We start from the raw sequence: 20,194 nt of genomic DNA, 5'->3' as shown, positions 1-20,194 counted from the left end.
ATCGGAATCGGGAACCCACCACAGGGGACCAGCTTGCTGCCGGCCTGCTCCGTGTAGCTCGTATTGAATTGAGCGGATGCCCGTAGGCAACCCCACCCAGACTACCAGTGCGGCCGGACGCCGAGCGGACAGCGCACCGCGCCGGGCGGCGAAGGGTGGCGGGGGCGCCGAACCGGTGCCTAGGCTGTGGGCATGAGCACCGAAGACAAACCTGCCGATGACGCATCCGCAGAGATGAAGCGCAAGTTCAAGGAGGCGCTCGAGAAGAAGAACGCCAAGCACCGTGGCGGCGAGGCCCACCTGGACGGCGAGTCCCCCGTGCACGGTACGCATGGCGCCGCCCAGACCAAACGCGAGTTCCGCCGCAAGAGCGGCTGAGAGGAGCAGGCGATGGTGTTCGACCCCACTTTCCACGAGATCGACCGTGAGGCGGCGAACCTGCCGGATCTGGCCGGCGCGGACGTGGACATCGATCCCGCCGACCTGGATCACGGGGTCGATGCCGCCGACGCCGGTTCCGTCGAAGAGGAGCAGGAGGCCGCCGCCGAGGGAAGCGCGGAGGCGGACATCGTCTTGTCCGACGTCCCGGCGGACGACCTGCCCCCCTACGGCCAGGAGTGATCGGAGAATTCAGATGAGCGGATTCCAGGAGCGCAACCCGGACGATGAGCGCGAGGTCCCCCTCGATGACGCCGCGGACTTCGACACACCGCCGCCGACGATCGATCCTCTCGAGACCGTCGAGGATGACGTCGACGACGCCGACGCCGAGAAGCGCGAGGCCGCGATCGAGGCGGGTCAGCTCGACCCGCGCGACTGAGGCGCCGCCGCACCGGGTCCCCCGCGCGAGGCGGGACGGACCCGGTTGTCCCCACCGCGCGCCCCTTCGGTGTTCACTTGCCCTGTGTGTACGCGGGGACGCCTGTCTCTCGTACACACAGGGCAAGTGAACGGGAGAGGTTCGGGCGACCCCGCACGGCGGATCTCGGTCGCGACGGCGGGCGGCGACGGGTCGGCGCGGGGCGGCGGCGCTAGTCCGCGGCGACCGCGTACGGTCGGTCGGGGCTGCGGTGCTGGAACTCCAGAATCGCGGCGTTGCGCACCTCGCCGTCGCTGACCTCGATCGCCCGCGACACCGTGTCGTTCGCCGCCCACGCCTCGGGACCGGCCATGACGATCGGCAGGAAGCCGAGCAGCGCCTCGCTGATCTCCCAGCTCGCGGAGTTCCACAGATACGACGGGCTGTGATCGACGGCGTAGTAATTGACGTTGCGCCCGACGGTGAACATCGGGTCGGCGAAGCTCGTGGTGCGAGCCCACTCGAACCCCATCCCCTCGTCGCACGAGACGTCCACGATGAGACTGCCCGGACGGAACGCCGCCAGGTCGTCCGTCTTCAGATACAGCAGCGGCCGGTTCGGGTCCTGCAGCGTGCAGTTGACCACGATGTCGCTCTCGGCCAGGAACGGCGCCAGCGGCACCCGCCCCTCGTCGGTGATGACCTCGCTGAGGTAGGGACCGTCGTGGTCGAACTGGATGATCTGCGCAGCGTGGATCGGCGCGGCTACGGAGGCGGCCTGCCGGTTTGTCAGCACACGGATGTCGTGCACGCCGTGGGCGCGCAGGGCGGTGACCGCGCCGCGCGCGGTGGCTCCGAAGCCGATCACCACGGCGGTCAGGCGGCGCCCGTAGTCCCCGGTCGAGCCGCACAGCTGCAGCGCGTGCAGCACGGAGCAGTAGCCCGCGATCTCGTTGTTCTTGTGGAAGACGTGCAAGCCGAAGCTTCCGTCGGCACCCCAGTGGTTCATCGCTTCGAACGCGATGACGGTCAGTCGCTTGTCCAGCGAGATCTGGGTCATCTCCCGGTCCTGCACAAGGTGCGGCCAGCCCCACAGCACCTGTCCGTCGCGCATCTCGCGCAGATCCCCGTGCTGGGGCTTGGGGAGGAGGACCACGTCGGATGCGGCGATCAGCGCGTCGCGTTCCAGGATGCCGCCCACCAGCGGTCGCAGTTCGTCGTCCTCGACGCCGAAGCGCCGACCGTAGCCGGACTCCAGCAGCAGGTGCGGGCGCAGCTCCTCCGGGACCTTGTCGAAGTGGCCGGGATGCAGCGGCACGCGCCGCTCGTCCGGCTTGCCGGATACGCCGATGACCCCGAGAGTCAGCAGGTTCTGTGGAGTGCTCATGCTCTTCTTCCCGCGCCGGGGGCCGAACCGACTCCGTGGCACCGACGCTACCAGGGCACCGGCGCGCATCCGGCGGGGAAGCGGTCACTCCCCCGCCGGATGCCGCGGGTCATTCGCCGGCGAGGCCGCCCAGCAGGTGTCCGAACGATCGGCCCTCGCCGAGGTAGTTGGCCGGGTCGAACGGATCGGCCTGGCCCGCGGGGCTGCGCCGGGCGATCGCCTCGGCCAGCTCGGCGGCGCCCCGGTCGATCCGCTCGCCGAGCGGCGCGACCTGGTCGCCGGAGGCGCCCCAGTCGCTGGAGGCGGCGAACACTCCGGTGGAGACCGGTTCGGCGTGCAGGTATGTGAACAGCGGCCGGATCGCATAGTCGATCGCGAGCGAATGCCGTGGGGTGCCCGCGTTCGCACCGATCAGCACCGGCTTGCCGGTCAGCGCGTCCGGGTCGAGGATGTCGATGAACGACTTGAACAGACCGGAATAGCTGGTCGAGAAGATCGGGGTGACGGCGATGACCGCGTCGGCCGAGACGACCGTGTTCACCATGGTCTCCAGCGCGGGCGGAGCGAACCCGGTGAGCAGGTTGTTCGTGATGTCGTGCGCGTAGTCGCGCAGCTCGAACACGTCCACCTGCGCATCGATCTCCCGCCCGCCGAGTTGGGCGACGGTTGCTGCGGCCAGACGGTCGGCAAGCAGCCTCGTGGAGGAGGGGTTGGACAAGCCCGCCGAGACCACGGCGATGCGGCGCTGGGTCATCTCAGGCTCCGCTCTGGGTCGCCGCGGCGCCGAAGGACGAGCCGGCGGGTACCGGCGAGGCGTCCTGGTACGGTGAGCCGCCGGTCAGGTTGTCGCCCCGGTTGGGGTTGGGACGCGCCGCCCGCGGAGCCTGATCGCCGTACTTCGCGGCCACGAGTGCCGCGTGCGTGGGGCCGTCCGGGACATCCGCGGGGCGGTGGGCGGCGAGTTCCTTGCGCAGCACCGGCACGACCTCCCCACCCAGGATGTCCAGCTGCTCCAGGACGGTCTTCAGCGGCAGCCCGGCGTGATCCATCAGGAACAGCTGGCGCTGGTAGTCGCCGAACAGATCGCGCATGCCCGCGTAGCGGTCGATGACCTGCTGGGGCGAACCCACCGTCAGCGGAGTCATCTGCGTGAAGTCCTCCATCGACGGACCGTGGCCATAGACCGGGGCGTTGTCGAAGTACGGGCGGAACTCCCGCACGGCATCCTGCGAGTTCGCGCGCATGAACGCCTGACCGCCCAGGCCCACGATCGCCTGCTCGGCAGTGCCGTGGCCGTAGTGGGCGAACCTCTGCCGGTACAGCGTGATCAGGCGCTGGTAGTGCTCGGAGGGCCAGAAGATGTTGTTCGCGAAGAACCCGTCGCCGTAGTAGGCCGCCTGCTCGGCGATCTCGGGGGTGCGGATGGAACCGTGCCAGACGAACGGCGGCACATCATCCAGCGGTCGCGGGGTGGAGGTGAATCCCTGCAGCGGGGTGCGGAACTTTCCCTCCCAATCGACGACGTCCTCGCGCCACAGCTTGTGCAGCAGGGCGTAGTTCTCGATGGCCAGGGGCAGGCCCTGGCGGATGTCCTGTCCGAACCAGGGGTACACGGGGCCGGTGTTGCCGCGGCCGAGCATGAGGTCGGTGCGGCCCTCCGAGACGTGCTGGAGCATCGCGAAGTCTTCGGCGATCTTCACCGGGTCGTTCGTGGTGATCAGCGTCGTGGCCGTCGACAGGATGATCCGCTCGGTCTGCGCGGCGATGTAGGCCAGCGTCGTCGTGGGCGACGAGGACCAGAACGGCGGATTGTGGTGCTCGCCCAATGCGAACACGTCCAGCCCGACTTCCTCCGCGTGCTTGGCGACGGCGATCGTGTTGCGGATCTTCTCACCCTCGCTGGGTGTGCGTCCGGTGGTCGGGTCCTGGGTGATGTCGCTCACCGTGAAAATGCCGAACTGCATGGCCTGCGCCCCGGAGGACGCGGTGCTGGTGTCGTTCACGATCTCTCTCCGATTCGGGATGCCGCGGCATCCTGTTCTATTCAGTTGAATGTAATTGATAGAACAGCGCTGGAAGAAATCTATTCCCGGTGCGGCGCGAGGCGACCGGCGGAGCACTCAGGCGGCGCCGAAAAGCTCCAGCATGTCGCGCACCAGCTGGTGAGGTGCCGTCTCGCAGGGTGCGTGGCCGGTGGGATAGACGGTCATGCCGGCTCCGATCCGGGCCGCGTACGCCGCGTGCTGCGCGGTCGGCCACAGGTCCTGCTCGCCGACCGCGATGAACTTGGGGATGTCGATCGCGGCCACGGCATCGGCCACGTCGGGCATCGCCATCATGAGCCCCACGATGTCGTCGATGGCCGGGCGGCGGATGGCGACCATCCGCTCCCTGACGAACGCGATCCGCTGCGGCGGGGTGCGGTTCAGGTTGTAGCGGATGCCCCACAGGATCAGCCCGGCTGCGCGGTGCGGCGGCATGTCCGAGATCGGACCGATGTGCTTGACCCCGCGGAAGACCTGCCCGGTCGCCGGCGGTGCGGACATCAGGGTCAGGCTCGCGAACAGGTCCGGCCGCTCGACCAGCGCCAGCTCGGCGACCAGGCCGGCGAAGCTGTATCCGAGGACGTGCGCGGGGGTCGCTCCGTCCTCGAGGACCGCGATCAGGTCGTCCAGGAACAGCCGGTAGTCGTAGTGCTCGCGGGGCGGATCGAGGTTCTCCGGCCCCGCACCGACGGATCCATAGTGACCGGCCAGATCGTAGGACTCGACGCGGTACCCCGCGGCGGCGAACAGCGGGAAGAGCAGGACGAAGTCCTCCTTCGATCCTGCGACGCCGGAGACCAGGACGACGCGCGGCGCATCCGGGTCGCCCAGGCGGACGCGCGCGATCGGTCCGCTCGGGGCCGCGAGCATGTCGCGCACCGTTCCTTCCGGAAACACCCGCCAGTCCAGATCGGGGATCACCCGGTCCTTCGCACGTGCCTCGTCGATCGTGGTCATCGCGTCGCCGAGACTATCGCGTCCGGCAGCCGCCGGGGCGGACGCGCGCGCGGGCCGCGCTGACGCGGGCACCTCGCCGGACAGAGGGGCATCGGGCATGCGGTTCTCCTCGGGTCGACCTGGCCGCTCGTCCCCGCAGCGGCACGTTCACCCAGGATAGGGTGGCGATCGCAGTGATGACCGAATCAACGAATCCGACGCCCGCTGCGGCCGCGGCATCCGCCGTGCGCGGTCCGCCGGCGGGCAGCGGAGCCGCGCCCCGGGTCCGCCGGCGGGTCCCGTTCTGGGACAACGCGCGCTTCGCGTGCATCGCCCTGGTCGTCCTGGGACACGCCGTGCAGCGGCTGACGTACGACTCCGAGGTCGCGCTCGCCCTCTACCTCCTGGTCTACGCGTTCCACATGCCGGCGTTCGCGATCATCTCCGGGTACTTCTCGAAATCTGATGCCCCGGGCCGTCGTCAGATGGCGCGCGTGCTGACCGACATCCTCCTGCCGTATGTGATCTTCGAGTCCCTCTGGACGGTCACCAAGTGGCTCGTCGAGGGGCAGGCGAACCCGAACCCCACGCAGCCGTCGTGGACGCTGTGGTTCCTTCTCGCGCTCGGCATCTTCCGCGTGGTCCTGCCGTACCTCGCGCTGCTGCGCTGGCCGCTGCTGTGGACGATCGTGATCTCCATCGGCGCCGGTTACCTGCCGAACATCGACTCCACCCTGTCGCTGTCGCGGACCCTCGGCCTGCTGTTCTTCTTCACGCTCGGGTGGTGGCTGCGCGAGCGCGATGTGATCGACCGTCTCGGCCTCCTCCGCTCCCGCCCCTGGTGGGTGTTCGCCGCCTCGGCCGCTGTCCTGGCGGCGGCCGGCTGGCTGGCCTGGTTCTTCGTCGACGTATGGCGGGCGATGAACCTGCGGGAGTGGCTCTTCTACGACGAGAACTACTCGTCCATCGGCGGCACGGAATGGTGGGCGGGAGGCGTCCGCCTGGCGCTGGTCGGCGTCGCGATCGTGCTGTCCACGGCGTTCTTCGCGGTGCTGCCGCTCGAGACGCACTGGTGGACGCACTTCGGCCAGTACACGATGTACGTCTACCTGCTGCACTCCTTCGTGCTGTACCCGTTCCGCGAGTCCGGAGTGCTGCGCGACCTGGATCCGACGTGGATCTGGCTTCCGGTGGTCATCGTCGCCTCCGTGCTGATCGCTCTCGGTCTGGCGACCAGACCGGTGCGCACGGTCTTCCGTCCTCTCGTCGAGCCGCGACCTCGCTGGCTGTTCGCCGACCCGGCGATGCTCGACCGCGAGGGGCACCGGTCCGATCCCACCGGTTCACGGCGACCGCCGGAGCAGCCCCGTCCGGCACACCGACGCGCCGATCCACGCCAGAACGGCTGAGACCCGGCCGCGCCTGCGCCCCGGCTTAACGCTGCGCAACAAAGACGCGGATGCCGCGGCATCCGCCTACCCTCGGGTCCATGAGCGATCTCACCCTGCCGATCCTGGATCTGTCCCGGCTGGATGCCGGACCGGACGCCGCCGCGGCGTTCCGCGACGACCTTCGCGCCGCCACGCACGACGTCGGCTTCTTCTACCTCACCGGCACGGGGATCTCCCCCGAGCTCGAAGCGGACCTGCACCGGGTCGCGCGGGAGTTCTTCGCGCTGCCCGAGGCCGACAAGCTCGCCATCGAGAACGTCCGCAGCCCGCATTTCCGCGGCTACACCCGCGTCGGCGGGGAGCGCACGCAGGGGCGCGTGGACTGGCGCGAGCAGATCGACATCGGCCCGGAGCGCACCGCGGTGACGGATCCGGATGCTCCGGCGTACGCCCGGCTGATCGGCCCGAACCTGTGGCCGCAGGCGCAGCCCGAGCTGCGCGAGGTCGTCTCGCAGTGGCACGACCACCTCTCCGGCGTGGCCCGCAAGCTCCTGCGCGCGTGGGCGGTGACCCTGGGCGCCCCGGAGAACTACTTCGACCAGCACTTCGGCGAGCCGTCGACCCTGATCAAGATCGTCCGCTATCCGGGCAAGGACGACCCGACACCCCAACAAGGCGTCGGAGCGCACAAGGACTCCGGCGTGCTGACCCTCCTCTGGGTGGAACCTGGCAAGGGTGGCCTCCAGGTACAGCGTGACGGCGAATGGGTGGACGCGCCCGCCGTGCCCGGCGCGTTCGTCGTCAACATCGGCGAGCTCCTCGAGTACGCCACCGGAGGCTACTTGATTGCCACGAACCACCGGGTCGTGTCGCCGCGTTACCCGGATGACCGGATCTCGGTGCCGTTCTTCTTCAACCCGGCCCTGGACGCCCGGCTGCCGGTGATCGAGCTTCCGGCGGACCTCGCCGCCGCGGCGCGCGGCGTCACCCAGGATCCGGCCAACCCGATCCACGCCCTCTACGGCGAAAACGCCCTCAAGTCCCGGCTCAGGGCGCACCCGGACGTCGCGGCGATCCACCACGCCGATCTGGTCGCGGCCCGCGCCGCGGCATCCGCCTCGTCCTGACACGGTCCCCCGGAAACGCGAGACCGCAACGGAGCCTCCAGACTGCGGGTAAAACCCACAGTCTCGAGGTGCGGTTGCAGTCTCGGCGTCTGGCGCACGCAAAGCGAAGGGCCGCCCCACACCTGGGACGGCCCTTCGGAAAGCGATTGTGCGCTGGCGCGATTAGCGGCGCAGCCCCAGACGTTCGATCAGCGAGCGGTAACGCGCGATGTCGATGTCCTGGAGATAGCCGAGCAGACGACGGCGCTGACCGACCATCAGGAACAGACCACGACGCGAGTGGTGGTCGTGCTTGTGCTCCTTCAGGTGCTCTGTGAGGTCCTTGATGCGCTGCGTCAGCATCGCGACCTGCACCTCGGGGGATCCGGTGTCACCGGGGTGCGTCGCGTACTCTTCGATGATCGCCTTCTTAGCGTCAGATTCGAGTGGCATAGATGGGATCCCCTTCCTGCTCATTGCGCGGCGCCCGACGCCTGATGCGTGAGCTCTGTTTATCCGCGGCCGATCGAACGGCAACCTGAAGAGTCTACCAGCCGGGAGGCGCGGCGGTTAATCCGGACTTCGCCACGGGATAGCCTCGAAGGATGCCGGGACTGCGTCGCGATCACTTCATCGACCTCAGCCCGTTCCGGGCCAGTCCCGCCTTCACCCGGATGTGGATCGGATCGACGCTGGCAGGCCTCGGCGGCCAGCTGACCATCGTCGCGATCATGCTGCACATGTACGAACTGACCGGGTCCACGTTCGCCGTCGCGATGATCGCGGTCGCCGGCCTGGCTCCGATGATCATCGCCGGGCTCTACGGCGGAATGCTGGCGGATGCGTTCGACCGGCGCCGCGTCGCCCTGGTCGCCGCGACCATCACCCTCGCCTCCACCGTCCTGCTCGCCGGCATCGCGTGGGCGCAGATGGAGACAGTGTGGTGGCTGTATGCGCTGAGCATCGCCAACTCCGCCGCCAACACCGTCGTGATGGCGGCCCGGCAGGCGATCGTGCCCCGCCTGATCCCGCGCGAACTGCTGCCCGCGGCATCCGCACTCAACGGCATCACCTTCGGCATCATGGTGATGGCCGGACCCGCTCTGGCCGGCGTCATGGTGGCCTTCGCCGGCTACGCATGGACGTACTCGCTGGATGTCCTGCTCATGAGCTCGCTGTTCCTCGGACTGTGGACCCTGCCGAGCATCCGGCCCGAAGGTGTGATCGTCCGCCCGGGCCTGGAATCGCTCCGAGACGGGTGGCGGTTCCTGAAACGTGCTTCCAACATCCGGATGCAGTTCGTCCTGGACATCATCGCCATGACGTTCGGCCAGCCGCTCGCGCTTCTGCCCGCCGTGGGCGCGGTGCTGCTCGGCGGTGGGCCCATCACGACGGGCATCCTCACGGCCTCTGTCGCGGCCGGCGCATTTCTGTGCAGCCTGTTCTCCGGCCCGGTCGGCCGGGTGCGGCGACAGGGCCTGGGCATCGAGCGCGCCATCATCGTCTACGGCGGATCCATCGCGGCGTTCGGCCTCGTGCTGGGCGCCGCCGCGCTCGGCTGGTTCGCCCCTTCCGGGGTCGGTGAGACGGTCCCGAACGTGACCCTCATCGTCCTGGCCGCTCTCACCCTGGCCGTTTCCGGCGCCGCGGACAACGTCAGCTCGATCTTCCGCAGCACCATGCTGCAGGCGGCGGTCCCCGACGCGATCCGCGGGCGACTGCAGGGCGTGTTCATCGTCGTCGTGGCGGGTGGTCCCCGGCTGGGCGCCCTGTACGCCGGGACGCTCGCCACGATCGCCGCACTGTGGTTCCCGCCGCTGCTGGGCGGGCTGATCATCATCGGGTTGGTGTCCCTCCTGGTGCGGCTGAGCCCCCGCTTCCGCGCATACGACGCCGCCCACCCGGAGCCGTAGGAGGCGCGATCGGCTGTGCGGCGTAGCCGGACGGCCGTCCATCGGCGGATTTCGGACGTCGCATCCGGCACGGCGCCTGAGCGCCGTGCCGCGGAGCTAGAGTCGCCGCGTGCCCACCGAATCCCGCGCCGCCGTCCCGGCCACCGGCGACTTGGCCCGTGCCGCGAGCGGTCGTCCGCTGTCGCAGGGGTGGATCGGGGTGCAGTTCGTGCTGACCGGGGTCATCTGGGGATCCAGCTTCCTGTTCATGAAGGTCGCCCTCGAGGGGATCTCCCCCGCGCAGGTCGCCTGGTCCCGGCTGATCCTGGGAGGACTGACCCTCGGCGTCTTCGTGGCACTCCGCCGCGACACGCTGCCGCGTAGCCTCACGGTGTGGGCGCACATGACGGTGCTGGCGGTCTCGTTCTGCGTCGTGCCGTTCCTGCTGTTCTCCTGGGCGCAGCAGCACGTGACCTCCGGCCTTGCCAGCATCTACAACGCCACCACGCCGATCATGACGGCCGTGATGGCCGGGCTGCTGTTCCGCGTCGAGCGGCTCAAGCCGGTGCAGATTGCCGGCATCCTGGTGGGAATCCTCGGCGTGATGGTCATCATCGCGCCGTGGCGGGGCCTGGATCTCAACCAGAGTCTGGTCGCGCAGTTCGCGATCCTGGGGGCCACCGCCTGCTACGGCTTCAGCCTCGCGTACATGCGCAGGTTCGTCTCGCACACCGGGATGAGCGCCCTGGTGTTCTCATTCCTGAACATCGGCATCGCTGCGGTGATCATGCTCGCGCTGACCCCGTTCATCGCCCTCACCCCCGTCGCGCTGGATCCCTGGATCATCGGCAGCGTCATCCTGCTCGGCTGCCTCGGCACCGGCATCGCCTACATCTGGAACCAGAACACGTTGCGCGCGTGGGGCCCGACCCGGGCCTCCACCGTCACCTACCTGACGCCCATCGTCGGCGTCGCACTCGGCATCGCGATCCTCGGGGAGCAGGTCTCGTGGAACGAGCCGGTCGGCGCGGTCGTGGTCTTCCTCGGCATCCTGCTGGCACAGAACCGGTTGCGCCCGCGTCATTCCTCGCTGACGGGATGACAGCGGTCACTTCTTCTTGGACGTGCCCGCCTCCAGAATCGACACGATCGAGAACAACGTGAAGCACACCGCGCCGAGCCCGGTGAGGACGCGTGCGGGGACGAAGAAGTTCGGGTCGGTCGTCGCGGCCTCGGCCAGAAAAGCGGCAAAGAACAGGCATGCCAAACACGTCATGACCGGAATGATGGGGACCCTGTCAGCCAGGGGGAACTCTCGACGCCACACAGAGGCCAGCAACCAGACCTTCGAGATGATGCTGAAGCAGATCATCCCCAGTCCCAGGAGGATGCAGCCGGGAGCCACTCGCTCAGGGCGATCGGAGCTGAACAGCACAAACAGCCCCCACGCCGCAGTGGCCGCTCCCATGATCAGGACCCACACCGACCACGACCAGCGCTCGGGTTCATCGAACTGGTTGCGCACCTGGCGCACGACCGTGCCCACGAGCGCGATCAGGCTCGAGCAGATCGCAGTGAGCCCAAGAAGCACGTGGCCTGCGACGAAGTGATCGGCGCGGGCGCCGCCCACCAGCAGTACCACCGCCCAGACTCCGGCGATGAGTGTCGCCGCCACGGGGACGCCGAGCAGTGCCCATGCCATCGGGCGGCCGTATGCTTCTGCGGGCACGCCATCGCCGTGACTGCCCGCGGCGTTTCGCGGGATCAGCGTGAATGCGCTGGATGCTGCGCCCACGGTGGACACGCACGCGGCGACCAGCCCGACGCCGAAGACGACGTGCCCGGCGACGAAGGACGCGGACGATGTGTCTGAGCGCAGCCACAGGCCCCACGCCACGGTTGCGGTCGCGACGCTGTATCCCACGATGGGAAGGATGATCTTCCAGGCGCCGGCGAAGGTGTCCGTGATCTGACGGATGATGATCGCCGCCGTGGTGAACAGCGCGATGCAGATCGCCGTCAGCGCGATCAGGACGTGCCCGGCCACGAAATGGCCGGCGTCGTCACCGCCGCTCAGGACGTAGAGCCCGAATCCCAGGCAGACCGCCCCCATCAGGAGGGGGATGGCGCGGAACAGGATGCTGATTCCGTAATTCATCGGACGCCCCCCCTCACCGCCGCGCCCTCACGTACCCGCACGGCACGCTCACGGTATCCGCGGCCACGAGCGTTCTCAAGGATTCGGGGCGAGGATGGCACAGACCCGATGCCGCGCGGTGAGACGAAAGGGGGGATGCCGCGGCATCCCCCCTTGCTCCAGCGTCAGGTCACGCCTGGATGGCACCCTGCAGGTCGAGCGTGATGGTGACGTCCTTGCCGACGAGGACTCCGCCGGTCTCCAGCGCGGCGTTCCAGGTCAGGCCGAAGTCCTCACGGTTGATGACCGTCGTGGCCGTCGCCCCCGCCTTGTAGTTGCCCCACGGGTCTGCTCCGAAACCGCCGAAGTCGAACTCGAAGGTGACCGGCTTGGTGACGTCGCGGATGGTGAGGTCGCCGTCGACGAGCATCTCGCCCTTTTCGACGCGCACGCCGGTGGATACGAAGTCGATGGAGGGGTAGGTCTCCACGTCGAAAAAGTCCGCCGAACGCAGGTGAGCGTCGCGACCCTCGTCCTTCGTGTCCAGCGAAGTGGCGTCGACGTGGGCCTCCACCTTGGCCTCGAGCGGGTTCTCCGGCGCGATCAGCGTCGCGCGCTTGATGCCGAAGGCGCCGCGCACCTTGGAGATCATCATGTGGCGGACGGTGAAACCGACCTCGCTGTGGCTGGGGTCCAGCTCCCAGGTGCCGGGGCGGTAGCCGGGAACGTCGAGCGTGGTGGCGTCGGTCATTGTCTTCCTTCGTGTCCGTGGTCGCCGCAGTCAGCGACGAGTTCCCACAGGACAACCGCGGCCGCGAACGGATCTATTCCCGTGAATGGAAAAATCTTTGGAGTGTGATCATCCGGCCGCTGCCGAGGAAAGCCGAGGGGGACGGATGCCGAAGCATCCGTCCCCCTCGTGTCGGTGCGATCGTCAGCCGACGGCGATCAGATCGATCACGAAGATCAGCGTCTTGCCACCGAGGAAGTGTCCCCCGGCCGGGCCGTATGCCAGCTCCGGGGGGATCACCAGTTCGCGGCGTCCGCCCACCTTCATGCCGGGGATGCCGTCCTGCCACCCCTGGATGAGGCCGCGCAGGGGGAACTGGATGCTCTCGCCGCGATTCCACGAGGAGTCGAATTCCTCGCCGGTCTCGTACTCGACACCCGCGTAGTGGACGGTCACGGTGTCGCCGGGCTTGGCCTCGGCGCCGTCTCCGACGATCAGGTCACGGATGACCAGTTCTTCGGGGGCCGGACCCTGGGGCGCGTCGATCTCGGGCTTGGTGCGGTCATCTGTCATGAGTCCATCCAACCGCCCACACCCGCGCTGGTCAAAGCGAGAGCGCTGGAGACGGCGCCCTTGACACGACGCGCCCGACCGGGGCACCCTGATGACAGGCCGACTCAGCGCCCGGACGTCACGCAGGCTTTGCCGCGGCACCGGGCGCTGGGTTCTGTACGGCCCGCCCGGGGATGAGATCGCGCGTGCCGCGTGCCCTTGCGGATCAGGGCGCGAACATCGCCGCGCGGGCCGCCCGGGTCCGCGCCAGCAGGACGTGCTCGTCTTCGCGCGCGTCGGCATCGCGGCCGCTGATCGCGCGCTGGCGTGCTGCCGCGAGCGCCGTGGCGTCGGAGATGAACTCCTTCATGATCGCGGTGCGGTCTCCGCGCAGAGTGCGCGCCCACGCCAGCGCCGCGCGCCGGCCGGGCGCGGTCGCGAGCATGTCCACCTCCTGCGGGGTGAACCATCCCGCCGTGGCGTAGTCGCCCAGCCGCGCCCGGGTCAGCCGTGCTTCCTCACGTCGCAGCGCGATGATGCCGAGGATGAATCCGACGAACAGCGGAACCTGCAGCGTCAGATAGAGGGCGAAGAAGTCGCCGAACACGGCGGAGCCGTTCCACAGCGCATGCAGCGCCGTCGCGCCGAGCACGCCCAGCACCCATGGCCCCGCCGCCCGGCCGCCGCGTGCGCCGCGCCGGGCCGCGAGTCCGAGGGCGAAGCCGGTGACGCTGGTGAACATCACGTGCGCGAACGGGGACAGGATGCCGCGCACGAAGAAGGTCACCGAGACATCGCCCACGCCGCCCTCGATGAGGCTGATGGCGAAGTACTGGATGTTCTCGGTGAAGGCGAAGCCGGCCCCCACCAGGGCGCCGTAGACGACGCCGTCGATGGGACCGTCGAAGGCGCGACGCGCGGTCAGGAAGATCAGGTAGACCCCGAGGCCCTTCGCGAACTCCTCGACGAGGGGTGCCTGCACGACGGCGGCGAACGCGTCCCGGATCTGCGAGTCGTCCGCGCCCAGGATCATCGTGATCAGGATGTCGACACCCAGGGTGATGCCGACTGCGGCGATCGCGCCCCAGGCCACCGCGAACAGCAGCAGCCCCTTGGGCTCCGGCTCCCATCGGTCGATGATGCGCACCGCCAGCAGCACCGCGACGAGGGGGACGAACGCGAGGATCATGCCGATGATCGACGCGCCGGGACCGATGGCGTTGAGGAAGTAGCCGACCAGCCCGACCAGGATCAGTACGAGGATGCCGCTGATCCACACCGGCGCCGTGCGTCCCTTCCGCGGGGGTACCGGCACGACCGCCGGCGAGGCCGTGGCGACCGGGATCGACGCGCCGGGGGCCACGCGGGGCTGCGCGAGCGGGGAGGCGAACGCCGGCGGGGTGAGGGACGGTCGGGCGGAGGGCGTCCGGGCGTCGAACGGGCCCGGTGGATTCGTCATGCGCACAGCCTAGGGCTGCGGACCGGCCGCACCGGGCGCCCGAACCGGCGGGTAACGTAGAACAATGCGTTTCGCCCATGTGACCCTGCCTGCGTGCGAAGAGCCGAGGCTTGCGGTGGTGCAGGGAGAGACGGCGATCCTCGTCGAGGATCTCTTCGCCGGCGCCCCCCGCTATCTGGAGGAGCTCATCGCCGGCGGCGACGAACTGCTCGATCGAGTGCGGGATGCCTCGTCCCACGACGGCCCTCGGCATCCGCTCGCCGATGTCGGATTCGCCTCCGCGGTGCTCACTCCCCCGGTGGTGCTGGCGATCGGGCTGAACTACTCGGCGCACTCCAGCGAGCTGGGGCTGCAGACGGATTCCACGCCCACCGTGTTCGTGCTCTGGCCCAACTCGCTCAGCGGACACGACAAGACCACGACCTGGCCGCGGTCCCTCAGCGAGTCCATCGACTACGAGGCGGAGCTGGGCGTGATCATCGGCACCCCGGCGAAGGACGTCTCACCGGAGGACGCCCTGTCCCACGTGTGGGGCTACACCGTGGTCAACGACATCACCGCGCGCGACATCCAGTACTCCGAGGCGCAGTGGTCGCGCTGCAAGTCCTTCGACGGGTTCACCCCCACCGGACCGTTCGTGGTGACGGCCGACGAGGTCCCCGATCCGCAGGACCTGCACATCTGGACGGTCGTGGATGGACACACGCTTCAGGACGCCTCGACCAGCCAGATGGTGCGCCCGGTGGCCACGCTGGTCTCGCACCTGTCCACGTCGGCCACGCTGCTGCCCGGCACGCTGATCTCGACCGGGAGCCCCGGGGGTGCCGGGTACTCCCGCGACCCGCAGGTGTTCCTGCGGGACCGTTCCACGGTGACCGTGGGCATCGACGGCATCGGCGCCCTGACGACGCATTGCCGCATCCTGGACTGACGGCACCCCGCAACGCGAGAGCCGCCGGTGCCCTCGCGGCACCGGCGGCTCTCCCGATCAGATCGGCGTTACGAACAGGTCAGCGTCACGGTGACGCCGTTGATCTCGTGGACACCGCTGCCGTACTCCGCGCACAGACGCGCGTACTCCGCGGCAGCCGCTCCGAAAGCGATGAACAGGAAGATCGCGACGATGATGCCGATCACGATCAGCACCGAGCTGATGATGATCGCGGCCAGCGCCCAGCCGTTCGGGTATCCGGCCTTGCGGCTCTGCACGAGAGCGACGATGCCGAGGATCAGCGCGACGAGCTGGACGAAGAACGACAGGATGAACGCGACGATGCCCATGGTCTTGCCGGGAATGGTCGGGTTCGCCGGGTCGCCGTACGGTGCCGGAGGCGCTGCCGAGTAGGACTGCTGCCCGTAGGCGGGTTGATTGGCCGGCGGCGGCGCGTTGTAGGCGGGGGGCGCGGGGGGCCGGTTGTAGTCGTTGGGGGCCGGGACGTCCGGGGGCTGTGGATCGGTCATGGGAGCGCCTCTCAAGGATGCTTGGACTTCGACGCTAGCGGTCAGCGGCTCGGCGCGGCAATCCTCAGATGTCCGGCGCCCACACGCCCGGGTCGGGATCCGGGGTCGACCGCGGTATGACGGGGATCGCGGCGGTGATGATCTCCAGACCCGACAGGCGTGCCGGAGAGAGCTGCTTGATCACGTCATGGCGATCCATCAGCCCGGCCTCGACGACCAGATCGGCGACATTGCGTCCGGTCAGCAGCGCCGTCTTGGCCAGAGCAGCCGCCGCCGCATAGCCGATGAACGGCGTGAGCGCAGTGATGACGCCGACGGAGGCACCGACCATCGCACCCAGACGCTCGTGGTTGGCGGTGATGCCCACCACGCAGTTGACGCGCAGCGTGTGCATGGCCCGCCGCATCCAGGTGATGGACTGGAAGAGCGAGTGGGCGATCACCGGTTCGAACGCATTCAGCTGCAGCTGACCCGCCTCCACTGCCATGGTGACGGTCATGTCGGCGCCGACCACGGCGAAGGCCACCTGGTTGACGACCTCGGGGATCACCGGGTTGACCTTGCCGGGCATGATGCTCGAGCCGGCCTGGCGGGCCGGCAGGTTTATCTCCCCGAACCCGGCCTGCGGACCGCTGGAGAGCAGCCGCAGATCATTGCAGATCTTGGACAGCTTGACGGCGTTGCGTTTGAGCGAGGACGAGAAGGACATGAACGCGCCGGTGTCACTGGTCGATTCGACAAGATCGGTGGCAGTGTCCAGGTCCAGCCCGCTGATCTCACGCAGATGGCGCAGGACCGCCGTTCCGTAGTCCGGGTGCGTGGTGATGCCGGTGCCGATCGCGGTGGCCCCCATGTTGATCTCGCACAGCAGGTACGCGTTCTCCTTGAGGCGGCTGTAGTCCTCACCGAGGGTCGTCGCGAACCCATGGAACTCCTGCCCGAGCGTCATCGGCACGGCGTCCTGCAGCTGCGTGCGACCCACCTTGAGCAGGTCGTGGAACTCGACCGCCTTGGTCAGAAACGCCCGGCGCAGCAGATCCAGCTCCTCCAGCAGCGTGAGCAGATCCAGTCCGAGACCGACCTTGATGGCAGTGGGATACACGTCGTTGGTGGACTGGCTGCGGTTGGTGTGATCGATCGGCGACAGGAACGCGTAGTCGCCCTTGTCCCGGCCGGCCAGCTCGAGCGCGATGTTGGTGATCACCTCGTTCGCGTTCATGTTGGTCGATGTGCCCGCGCCGCCCTGGATGACGCCCACGACGAACTGGTCGTGGAACTGTCCGTCGATGACCAGCTGCGACGCTCGGTCGATGAGATCGGCCTTGGCCGGATCCAGCGCCCCGATCTCCCGGTTCGCCCGGGCGGAGGCCTGCTTGACCATCGCCAGGCCGCGGACGAGGTCCTTGTACACGGAGATGGGGCGTTTGGAGATCGGGAAGTTCTCCAGTGCCCGTGCGGTGTGGATGCCCCAATAGGCATCGGCAGGGATCTCGAGTGAGCCCAGCGAATCGGTTTCGGTGCGAGTGCGCGTCAGTGCGTCCAGAGCCATGTGCATGTCCTTGTGGGTCGATCACGGCGGTGTGAAGTTGCTTCGACCCTACCCGCGCCGGCCGCGCCGCAACCCGTACCGGCCGGACAGTGCGGGCGCTCCCGGTGTACGCGAGGGAGAGCGCGGCGGGCTGTGGTCCAGTTCGACCGCGGCGTGCCGCCGGCTCACGCCCGGCGTTTGCGTGAGAACGCCTCGAGCCTCTCGGCGGGGGTCAGCGCGGCCATCCGCTGCACCCACTCCGCGGAGAAGTAATCGCCGGTCGGAGCGTCCACCACCGGGACGACGGCGTGCGTGATGGTGTCCTCGTAGACATGGACGAGGTGGAACGACTGTCCGGCATCCATCCCGTTGACATCCACCGCCGGGCGCGCGAGGTTCATCGTGTAACAGGTGGCCGCGGCGACGCTGACCGGGATTCCGGCGAAGGTGCCGTTCGTCGAATGATGCAGATGACCGGCCAGGATGCCGCGCACGTCGGTGCCGGCAAGCACCTCGGCCAACCGCGGCTGCTCCCGCAGCTCGAGGATGTCGAACAGCGGCAGGTGCGAGGGCAGCGGAGGGTGGTGCATCGCGACGAGTGTGCCGAGGGGGGCCGGCTCGGACAGCACGGCCCGCAGCCACTGCAGCTGGGACTCGTCCAGCTCCCCGTGGTGCCAGCCGGGCACCGTGGTGTCCAGCACGACCAGGCGCAGCCCGCCCAGGTCCCGGACGCCGGTCACGGGCTGCTCGGTGGGCTCCAGGTCGAGCAGGCCACGGCGCAGGGCGGGACGCTCGTCGTGATTGCCGGCCACCCATACCACCGGCGCCCCGAGCCGCTCGGCGAGCGGTTCCACGGCGCCGCGCAGAGCCGCGTACGCCTCCGGCTCGCCGAGGTCGGTCAGGTCGCCGGTGAAGACGATGGCATCGGGGCGGATCCCGAGACGCTCGACGGCCGTGAGGGTGCGGTGCAGGTTCGCGCCGGCGTCGTAGTGCCCGCCCAGGGGTACGTTCCCGGCCAGCAGGTGCGTGTCGCTCAGGTGCACGATCGTACGCAGGGCGGGGGCGTACTGCCCGAACTGCACGGATGCCTCGTCCATGCAGTCAGCCTAAGCGCGGACGCCGACGCGCCTGCTCAGCGGGTGAGGATGATCAGCATCAGGCCGCCGAGCACGGCGAGCCCGCACAGCACGAAGCAGGCGTAGGCGCCGACCGCCGCGACCTGGCGCTGCTGCGCCGTCAGAGGGCTTTTCCGGGCCGATTTGGCTGCGGCCTTGGCTGCGCGCTTGGACTCCTTCTCGGTGATGACCGCGATCGCATCGGTGAATTCCGCCGGCGCGACGACCGGCACGCGGCCGGCGCGCACGAGAAGACGCAGCCCCAGCGAGTAGGAGCCCACCACGACGACAGCGGCCAGCAGTGCGGCGACGAAGACCTCGATGAACGCCAGCCAGTCGATGGTCAGGGTCATTTCGACTCCTCCTTGCGGGGAGCCTCGGGGGTCAGGAGCACCTCGGTCTTCGTCGGGGCGTCGGTCCTCAGCGGAGGCTCGGCTCTCCGCGGCGCGGAGCGCATGGACGCCCGCTGCCGACGGGTGGGCGGCGGGTTGCGCTTGACCTTCACGGCCGTTCCGGACTCCGCCACCTCGCTCATCGCGTTGGATGCCGTGACGGCGTTGCGCCGGGACAGCAGGAAGATCGTCAAGATGATCGCGACGGCGGCGACCGCGTCGATCAGAATGCCCCACCCGCCCAGCCAGGCGACGACCAGCGCGGCCAGTCCACCGACCGCACCCGCTGCGGGCAGGGTCAGGAGCCATCCGATCATGATCCGGCCCACGGTCCGCCAGCGGACCTTCGAGCCGCGCCGTCCCAGTCCCGACCCGATGACCGATCCGGAGGCGACCTGTGTCGTGGAGAGGGCGAAGCCGAGCGCGCTGGAGGCGAGGATCGTCGCTGCCGTGGAGGATTCGGCCGAGAAGCCCTGTGCTGGTTTGACGTCCGTCAGGCCCTTGCCCAGCGTGCGGATGATCCGCCAGCCGCCCATGTACGTTCCGAGCGCGATGGTGATGCCGCAGGCGAGGATGACCCACAGCTGCGGGTCGTCCTGCGTGGTGCTCTGCCAGCCCGCGATGATCAAGGTCAGGGTGATCACGCCCATCGTCTTCTGCGCGTCGTTCGTGCCGTGCGCGAGTGCCACCAGCGATGAGGTGAAGATCTGACCCCAGCGGAAGCCGTCGCGTCCGTCGGGTTTGGAGTCGTAGCGCCGGGTGATGGCGTACGCGATCCGGGTGGCGGCGAAGGCGATCAGCCCGGCGGTGAGCGGCGCGAGCACCGCGGGCAGGATCACCTTCCCGAGCACCACGCCGTAGTCGATGGCCATCCAGCCGGCCCCGACCAGCGTCGCCCCGATCAGGCCGCCGAACAGCGCGTGCGAGGAGCTGGACGGCAGGCCGAGCAGCCACGTGAGCATGTTCCAGGTGACCGCGCCGATCAGGCCCGCGAAGATCAGCGGCAGGAACGCCGCGGAATTGATCTCGTCCTCGCGGATGATGCCGTGCGAGATGGTCTTGGACACCTCGGTGGACAGGAAGGCGCCGACCAGATTCAGGACCGCGGCAAGCAGCACCGCGACCTTGGGCTTGAGTGCACCGGTGGCGATGGGCGTCGCCATCGCATTCGCGGTGTCGTGGAAGCCGTTCGTGAAGTCGAAGAACAGTGCCAGTCCGATGACCAGCACGACGATCAGGGTTGCGGTTTCCACCGTTTGCTTTC

The 20,194-nt window shown here is 68.8% G+C and carries 22 protein-coding genes; 8 read left to right on the top strand and 14 right to left on the bottom strand.

Annotation, left to right across the window (positions count from 1 at the left end):
• The first annotated feature begins 192 nt into the window (after positions 1-192).
• The 3 genes from QNO12_RS04660 to QNO12_RS04650 are packed head-to-tail and all read left to right on the top strand — an operon-like array spanning position 193 to position 820.
• Complete coding sequence (locus QNO12_RS04660) at positions 193-378, top strand: DUF5302 domain-containing protein (protein WP_257502729.1); 186 nt, start codon at positions 193-195, stop codon at positions 376-378.
• 12 nt (positions 379-390) lie between these two features.
• Entirely contained in the window at positions 391-621 is a 231-nt protein-coding gene (locus QNO12_RS04655) for a hypothetical protein (RefSeq protein WP_257502730.1), read from the top strand.
• Positions 622-634: 13 nt separating this feature from the next.
• A complete protein-coding gene (locus QNO12_RS04650; protein ID WP_257502731.1) occupies positions 635-820 on the top strand; it encodes a hypothetical protein in 186 nt (61 codons plus the stop codon).
• Positions 821-1,031: 211 nt separating this feature from the next.
• Here QNO12_RS04650 and QNO12_RS04645 read toward each other — a convergent pair whose 3' ends face one another.
• From QNO12_RS04645 to QNO12_RS04630, 4 genes are all read right to left on the bottom strand, one after another.
• Positions 1,032-2,186 (bottom strand): N(5)-(carboxyethyl)ornithine synthase, encoded by a 1,155-nt coding sequence (locus tag QNO12_RS04645; RefSeq protein WP_257502732.1) that lies wholly within the window; start codon positions 2,184-2,186, stop codon positions 1,032-1,034.
• Between the two features lie 109 nt (positions 2,187-2,295).
• Positions 2,296-2,940: an FMN reductase gene (locus tag QNO12_RS04640; RefSeq protein WP_257502733.1), complete on the bottom strand. Its 645-nt coding sequence runs from the start codon at positions 2,938-2,940 to the stop codon at positions 2,296-2,298.
• 1 nt (position 2,941) lies between these two features.
• Entirely contained in the window at positions 2,942-4,150 is a 1,209-nt protein-coding gene (locus QNO12_RS04635; protein ID WP_257502968.1) for an LLM class flavin-dependent oxidoreductase, read from the bottom strand.
• Between the two features lie 156 nt (positions 4,151-4,306).
• Positions 4,307-5,188: an alpha/beta fold hydrolase gene (locus QNO12_RS04630; RefSeq protein WP_285178286.1), complete on the bottom strand. Its 882-nt coding sequence runs from the start codon at positions 5,186-5,188 to the stop codon at positions 4,307-4,309.
• A 176-nt stretch (positions 5,189-5,364) separates the two neighbouring features.
• On the opposite strand from QNO12_RS04630, the gene QNO12_RS04625 reads away from it, so the two are divergent.
• Together QNO12_RS04625 and QNO12_RS04620 are read left to right on the top strand one after the other, a co-directional pair.
• The gene (locus QNO12_RS04625; protein ID WP_257502735.1) at positions 5,365-6,576 is read left to right on the top strand and encodes an acyltransferase family protein; all 1,212 of its coding nucleotides are present in this window, start codon (positions 5,365-5,367) and stop codon (positions 6,574-6,576) included.
• Between the two features lie 80 nt (positions 6,577-6,656).
• A complete protein-coding gene (locus QNO12_RS04620; RefSeq protein WP_257502736.1) occupies positions 6,657-7,685 on the top strand; it encodes an isopenicillin N synthase family dioxygenase in 1,029 nt (342 codons plus the stop codon).
• A gap of 162 nt (positions 7,686-7,847) precedes the next feature.
• Here QNO12_RS04620 and rpsO read toward each other — a convergent pair whose 3' ends face one another.
• On the bottom strand, positions 7,848-8,117 hold the full coding sequence (gene rpsO, locus QNO12_RS04615) for a 30S ribosomal protein S15 (RefSeq protein ID WP_019180606.1): 270 nt from the start codon (positions 8,115-8,117) through the stop codon (positions 7,848-7,850).
• 152 nt (positions 8,118-8,269) lie between these two features.
• Between rpsO and QNO12_RS04610 the strand changes: the two genes are divergently transcribed.
• Together QNO12_RS04610 and QNO12_RS04605 are read left to right on the top strand one after the other, a co-directional pair.
• Complete coding sequence (locus tag QNO12_RS04610; RefSeq protein WP_257502737.1) at positions 8,270-9,577, top strand: MFS transporter; 1,308 nt, start codon at positions 8,270-8,272, stop codon at positions 9,575-9,577.
• A 151-nt stretch (positions 9,578-9,728) separates the two neighbouring features.
• Entirely contained in the window at positions 9,729-10,658 is a 930-nt protein-coding gene (locus tag QNO12_RS04605; RefSeq protein WP_257502969.1) for a DMT family transporter, read from the top strand.
• Positions 10,659-10,664: 6 nt separating this feature from the next.
• Here QNO12_RS04605 and QNO12_RS04600 read toward each other — a convergent pair whose 3' ends face one another.
• The 4 genes from QNO12_RS04600 to QNO12_RS04585 all read right to left on the bottom strand — a co-directional run bounded on the left by QNO12_RS04600 (position 10,665) and on the right by QNO12_RS04585 (position 14,434).
• A complete protein-coding gene (locus tag QNO12_RS04600) occupies positions 10,665-11,714 on the bottom strand; it encodes a DUF2776 family protein (protein ID WP_257502738.1) in 1,050 nt (349 codons plus the stop codon).
• A 169-nt stretch (positions 11,715-11,883) separates the two neighbouring features.
• The gene (locus QNO12_RS04595) at positions 11,884-12,444 is read right to left on the bottom strand and encodes a YceI family protein (protein WP_257502739.1); all 561 of its coding nucleotides are present in this window, start codon (positions 12,442-12,444) and stop codon (positions 11,884-11,886) included.
• Between the two features lie 183 nt (positions 12,445-12,627).
• Positions 12,628-12,996: an FKBP-type peptidyl-prolyl cis-trans isomerase gene (locus tag QNO12_RS04590; protein ID WP_257502740.1), complete on the bottom strand. Its 369-nt coding sequence runs from the start codon at positions 12,994-12,996 to the stop codon at positions 12,628-12,630.
• 205 nt (positions 12,997-13,201) lie between these two features.
• Positions 13,202-14,434 carry a PrsW family intramembrane metalloprotease gene (locus QNO12_RS04585; protein WP_257502741.1) on the bottom strand — a complete coding sequence of 411 codons (1,233 nt, stop codon included), beginning with the start codon at positions 14,432-14,434 and terminating at the stop codon, positions 13,202-13,204.
• Between the two features lie 64 nt (positions 14,435-14,498).
• Between QNO12_RS04585 and QNO12_RS04580 the strand changes: the two genes are divergently transcribed.
• Positions 14,499-15,365: a fumarylacetoacetate hydrolase family protein gene (locus QNO12_RS04580; RefSeq protein WP_257502742.1), complete on the top strand. Its 867-nt coding sequence runs from the start codon at positions 14,499-14,501 to the stop codon at positions 15,363-15,365.
• Positions 15,366-15,433: 68 nt separating this feature from the next.
• Here QNO12_RS04580 and QNO12_RS04575 read toward each other — a convergent pair whose 3' ends face one another.
• From QNO12_RS04575 to QNO12_RS04555, 5 genes are all read right to left on the bottom strand, one after another.
• Positions 15,434-15,895 (bottom strand): DUF4190 domain-containing protein, encoded by a 462-nt coding sequence (locus tag QNO12_RS04575; protein ID WP_257502743.1) that lies wholly within the window; start codon positions 15,893-15,895, stop codon positions 15,434-15,436.
• Between the two features lie 64 nt (positions 15,896-15,959).
• Positions 15,960-17,444 carry an aspartate ammonia-lyase gene (locus tag QNO12_RS04570; protein WP_257502744.1) on the bottom strand — a complete coding sequence of 495 codons (1,485 nt, stop codon included), beginning with the start codon at positions 17,442-17,444 and terminating at the stop codon, positions 15,960-15,962.
• Positions 17,445-17,608: 164 nt separating this feature from the next.
• On the bottom strand, positions 17,609-18,520 hold the full coding sequence (locus QNO12_RS04565) for a phosphodiesterase (protein ID WP_257502745.1): 912 nt from the start codon (positions 18,518-18,520) through the stop codon (positions 17,609-17,611).
• A gap of 35 nt (positions 18,521-18,555) precedes the next feature.
• On the bottom strand, positions 18,556-18,891 hold the full coding sequence (locus QNO12_RS04560; RefSeq protein WP_257502746.1) for a peptidase: 336 nt from the start codon (positions 18,889-18,891) through the stop codon (positions 18,556-18,558).
• Positions 18,888-20,183 carry an inorganic phosphate transporter gene (locus QNO12_RS04555; RefSeq protein WP_257502747.1) on the bottom strand — a complete coding sequence of 432 codons (1,296 nt, stop codon included), beginning with the start codon at positions 20,181-20,183 and terminating at the stop codon, positions 18,888-18,890. The genes QNO12_RS04560 and QNO12_RS04555 overlap by 4 nt, the downstream gene beginning before the upstream one ends.
• Positions 20,184-20,194 lie beyond the last annotated feature (11 nt).

The sequence above is a fragment of the Microbacterium sp. zg-B185 genome (assembly GCF_030246885.1).
In the GTDB taxonomy this organism is placed as follows: Bacteria; Actinomycetota; Actinomycetes; order Actinomycetales; family Microbacteriaceae; genus Microbacterium.
This window is presented reverse-complemented; position numbering and strand designations above follow the sequence as displayed.

Bases quoted from the DNA above. Each gene is read 5' to 3' on its own strand.
- rpsO (WP_019180606.1), bottom strand. From the start codon at position 8,117: ATGCCACTCGAATCTGACGCTAAGAAGGCGATCATCGAAGAGTACGCG.
- QNO12_RS04595 (WP_257502739.1), bottom strand. From the start codon at position 12,444: ATGACCGACGCCACCACGCTCGACGTTCCCGGCTACCGCCCCGGCACC.
- QNO12_RS04620 (WP_257502736.1), top strand. From the start codon at position 6,657: ATGAGCGATCTCACCCTGCCGATCCTGGATCTGTCCCGGCTGGATGCC.
- QNO12_RS04565 (WP_257502745.1), bottom strand. From the start codon at position 18,520: ATGGACGAGGCATCCGTGCAGTTCGGGCAGTACGCCCCCGCCCTGCGT.
- QNO12_RS04650 (WP_257502731.1), top strand. From the start codon at position 635: ATGAGCGGATTCCAGGAGCGCAACCCGGACGATGAGCGCGAGGTCCCC.
- QNO12_RS04640 (WP_257502733.1), bottom strand. From the start codon at position 2,940: ATGACCCAGCGCCGCATCGCCGTGGTCTCGGCGGGCTTGTCCAACCCC.
- QNO12_RS04575 (WP_257502743.1), bottom strand. From the start codon at position 15,895: ATGACCGATCCACAGCCCCCGGACGTCCCGGCCCCCAACGACTACAAC.
- QNO12_RS04560 (WP_257502746.1), bottom strand. From the start codon at position 18,891: ATGACCCTGACCATCGACTGGCTGGCGTTCATCGAGGTCTTCGTCGCC.
- QNO12_RS04580 (WP_257502742.1), top strand. From the start codon at position 14,499: ATGCGTTTCGCCCATGTGACCCTGCCTGCGTGCGAAGAGCCGAGGCTT.
- QNO12_RS04645 (WP_257502732.1), bottom strand. From the start codon at position 2,186: ATGAGCACTCCACAGAACCTGCTGACTCTCGGGGTCATCGGCGTATCC.
- QNO12_RS04630 (WP_285178286.1), bottom strand. From the start codon at position 5,188: ATGACCACGATCGACGAGGCACGTGCGAAGGACCGGGTGATCCCCGAT.
- QNO12_RS04625 (WP_257502735.1), top strand. From the start codon at position 5,365: ATGACCGAATCAACGAATCCGACGCCCGCTGCGGCCGCGGCATCCGCC.
- QNO12_RS04590 (WP_257502740.1), bottom strand. From the start codon at position 12,996: ATGACAGATGACCGCACCAAGCCCGAGATCGACGCGCCCCAGGGTCCG.
- QNO12_RS04635 (WP_257502968.1), bottom strand. From the start codon at position 4,150: ATGCAGTTCGGCATTTTCACGGTGAGCGACATCACCCAGGACCCGACC.
- QNO12_RS04585 (WP_257502741.1), bottom strand. From the start codon at position 14,434: ATGACGAATCCACCGGGCCCGTTCGACGCCCGGACGCCCTCCGCCCGA.
- QNO12_RS04655 (WP_257502730.1), top strand. From the start codon at position 391: ATGGTGTTCGACCCCACTTTCCACGAGATCGACCGTGAGGCGGCGAAC.
- QNO12_RS04660 (WP_257502729.1), top strand. From the start codon at position 193: ATGAGCACCGAAGACAAACCTGCCGATGACGCATCCGCAGAGATGAAG.
- QNO12_RS04570 (WP_257502744.1), bottom strand. From the start codon at position 17,444: ATGGCTCTGGACGCACTGACGCGCACTCGCACCGAAACCGATTCGCTG.
- QNO12_RS04610 (WP_257502737.1), top strand. From the start codon at position 8,270: ATGCCGGGACTGCGTCGCGATCACTTCATCGACCTCAGCCCGTTCCGG.
- QNO12_RS04600 (WP_257502738.1), bottom strand. From the start codon at position 11,714: ATGAATTACGGAATCAGCATCCTGTTCCGCGCCATCCCCCTCCTGATG.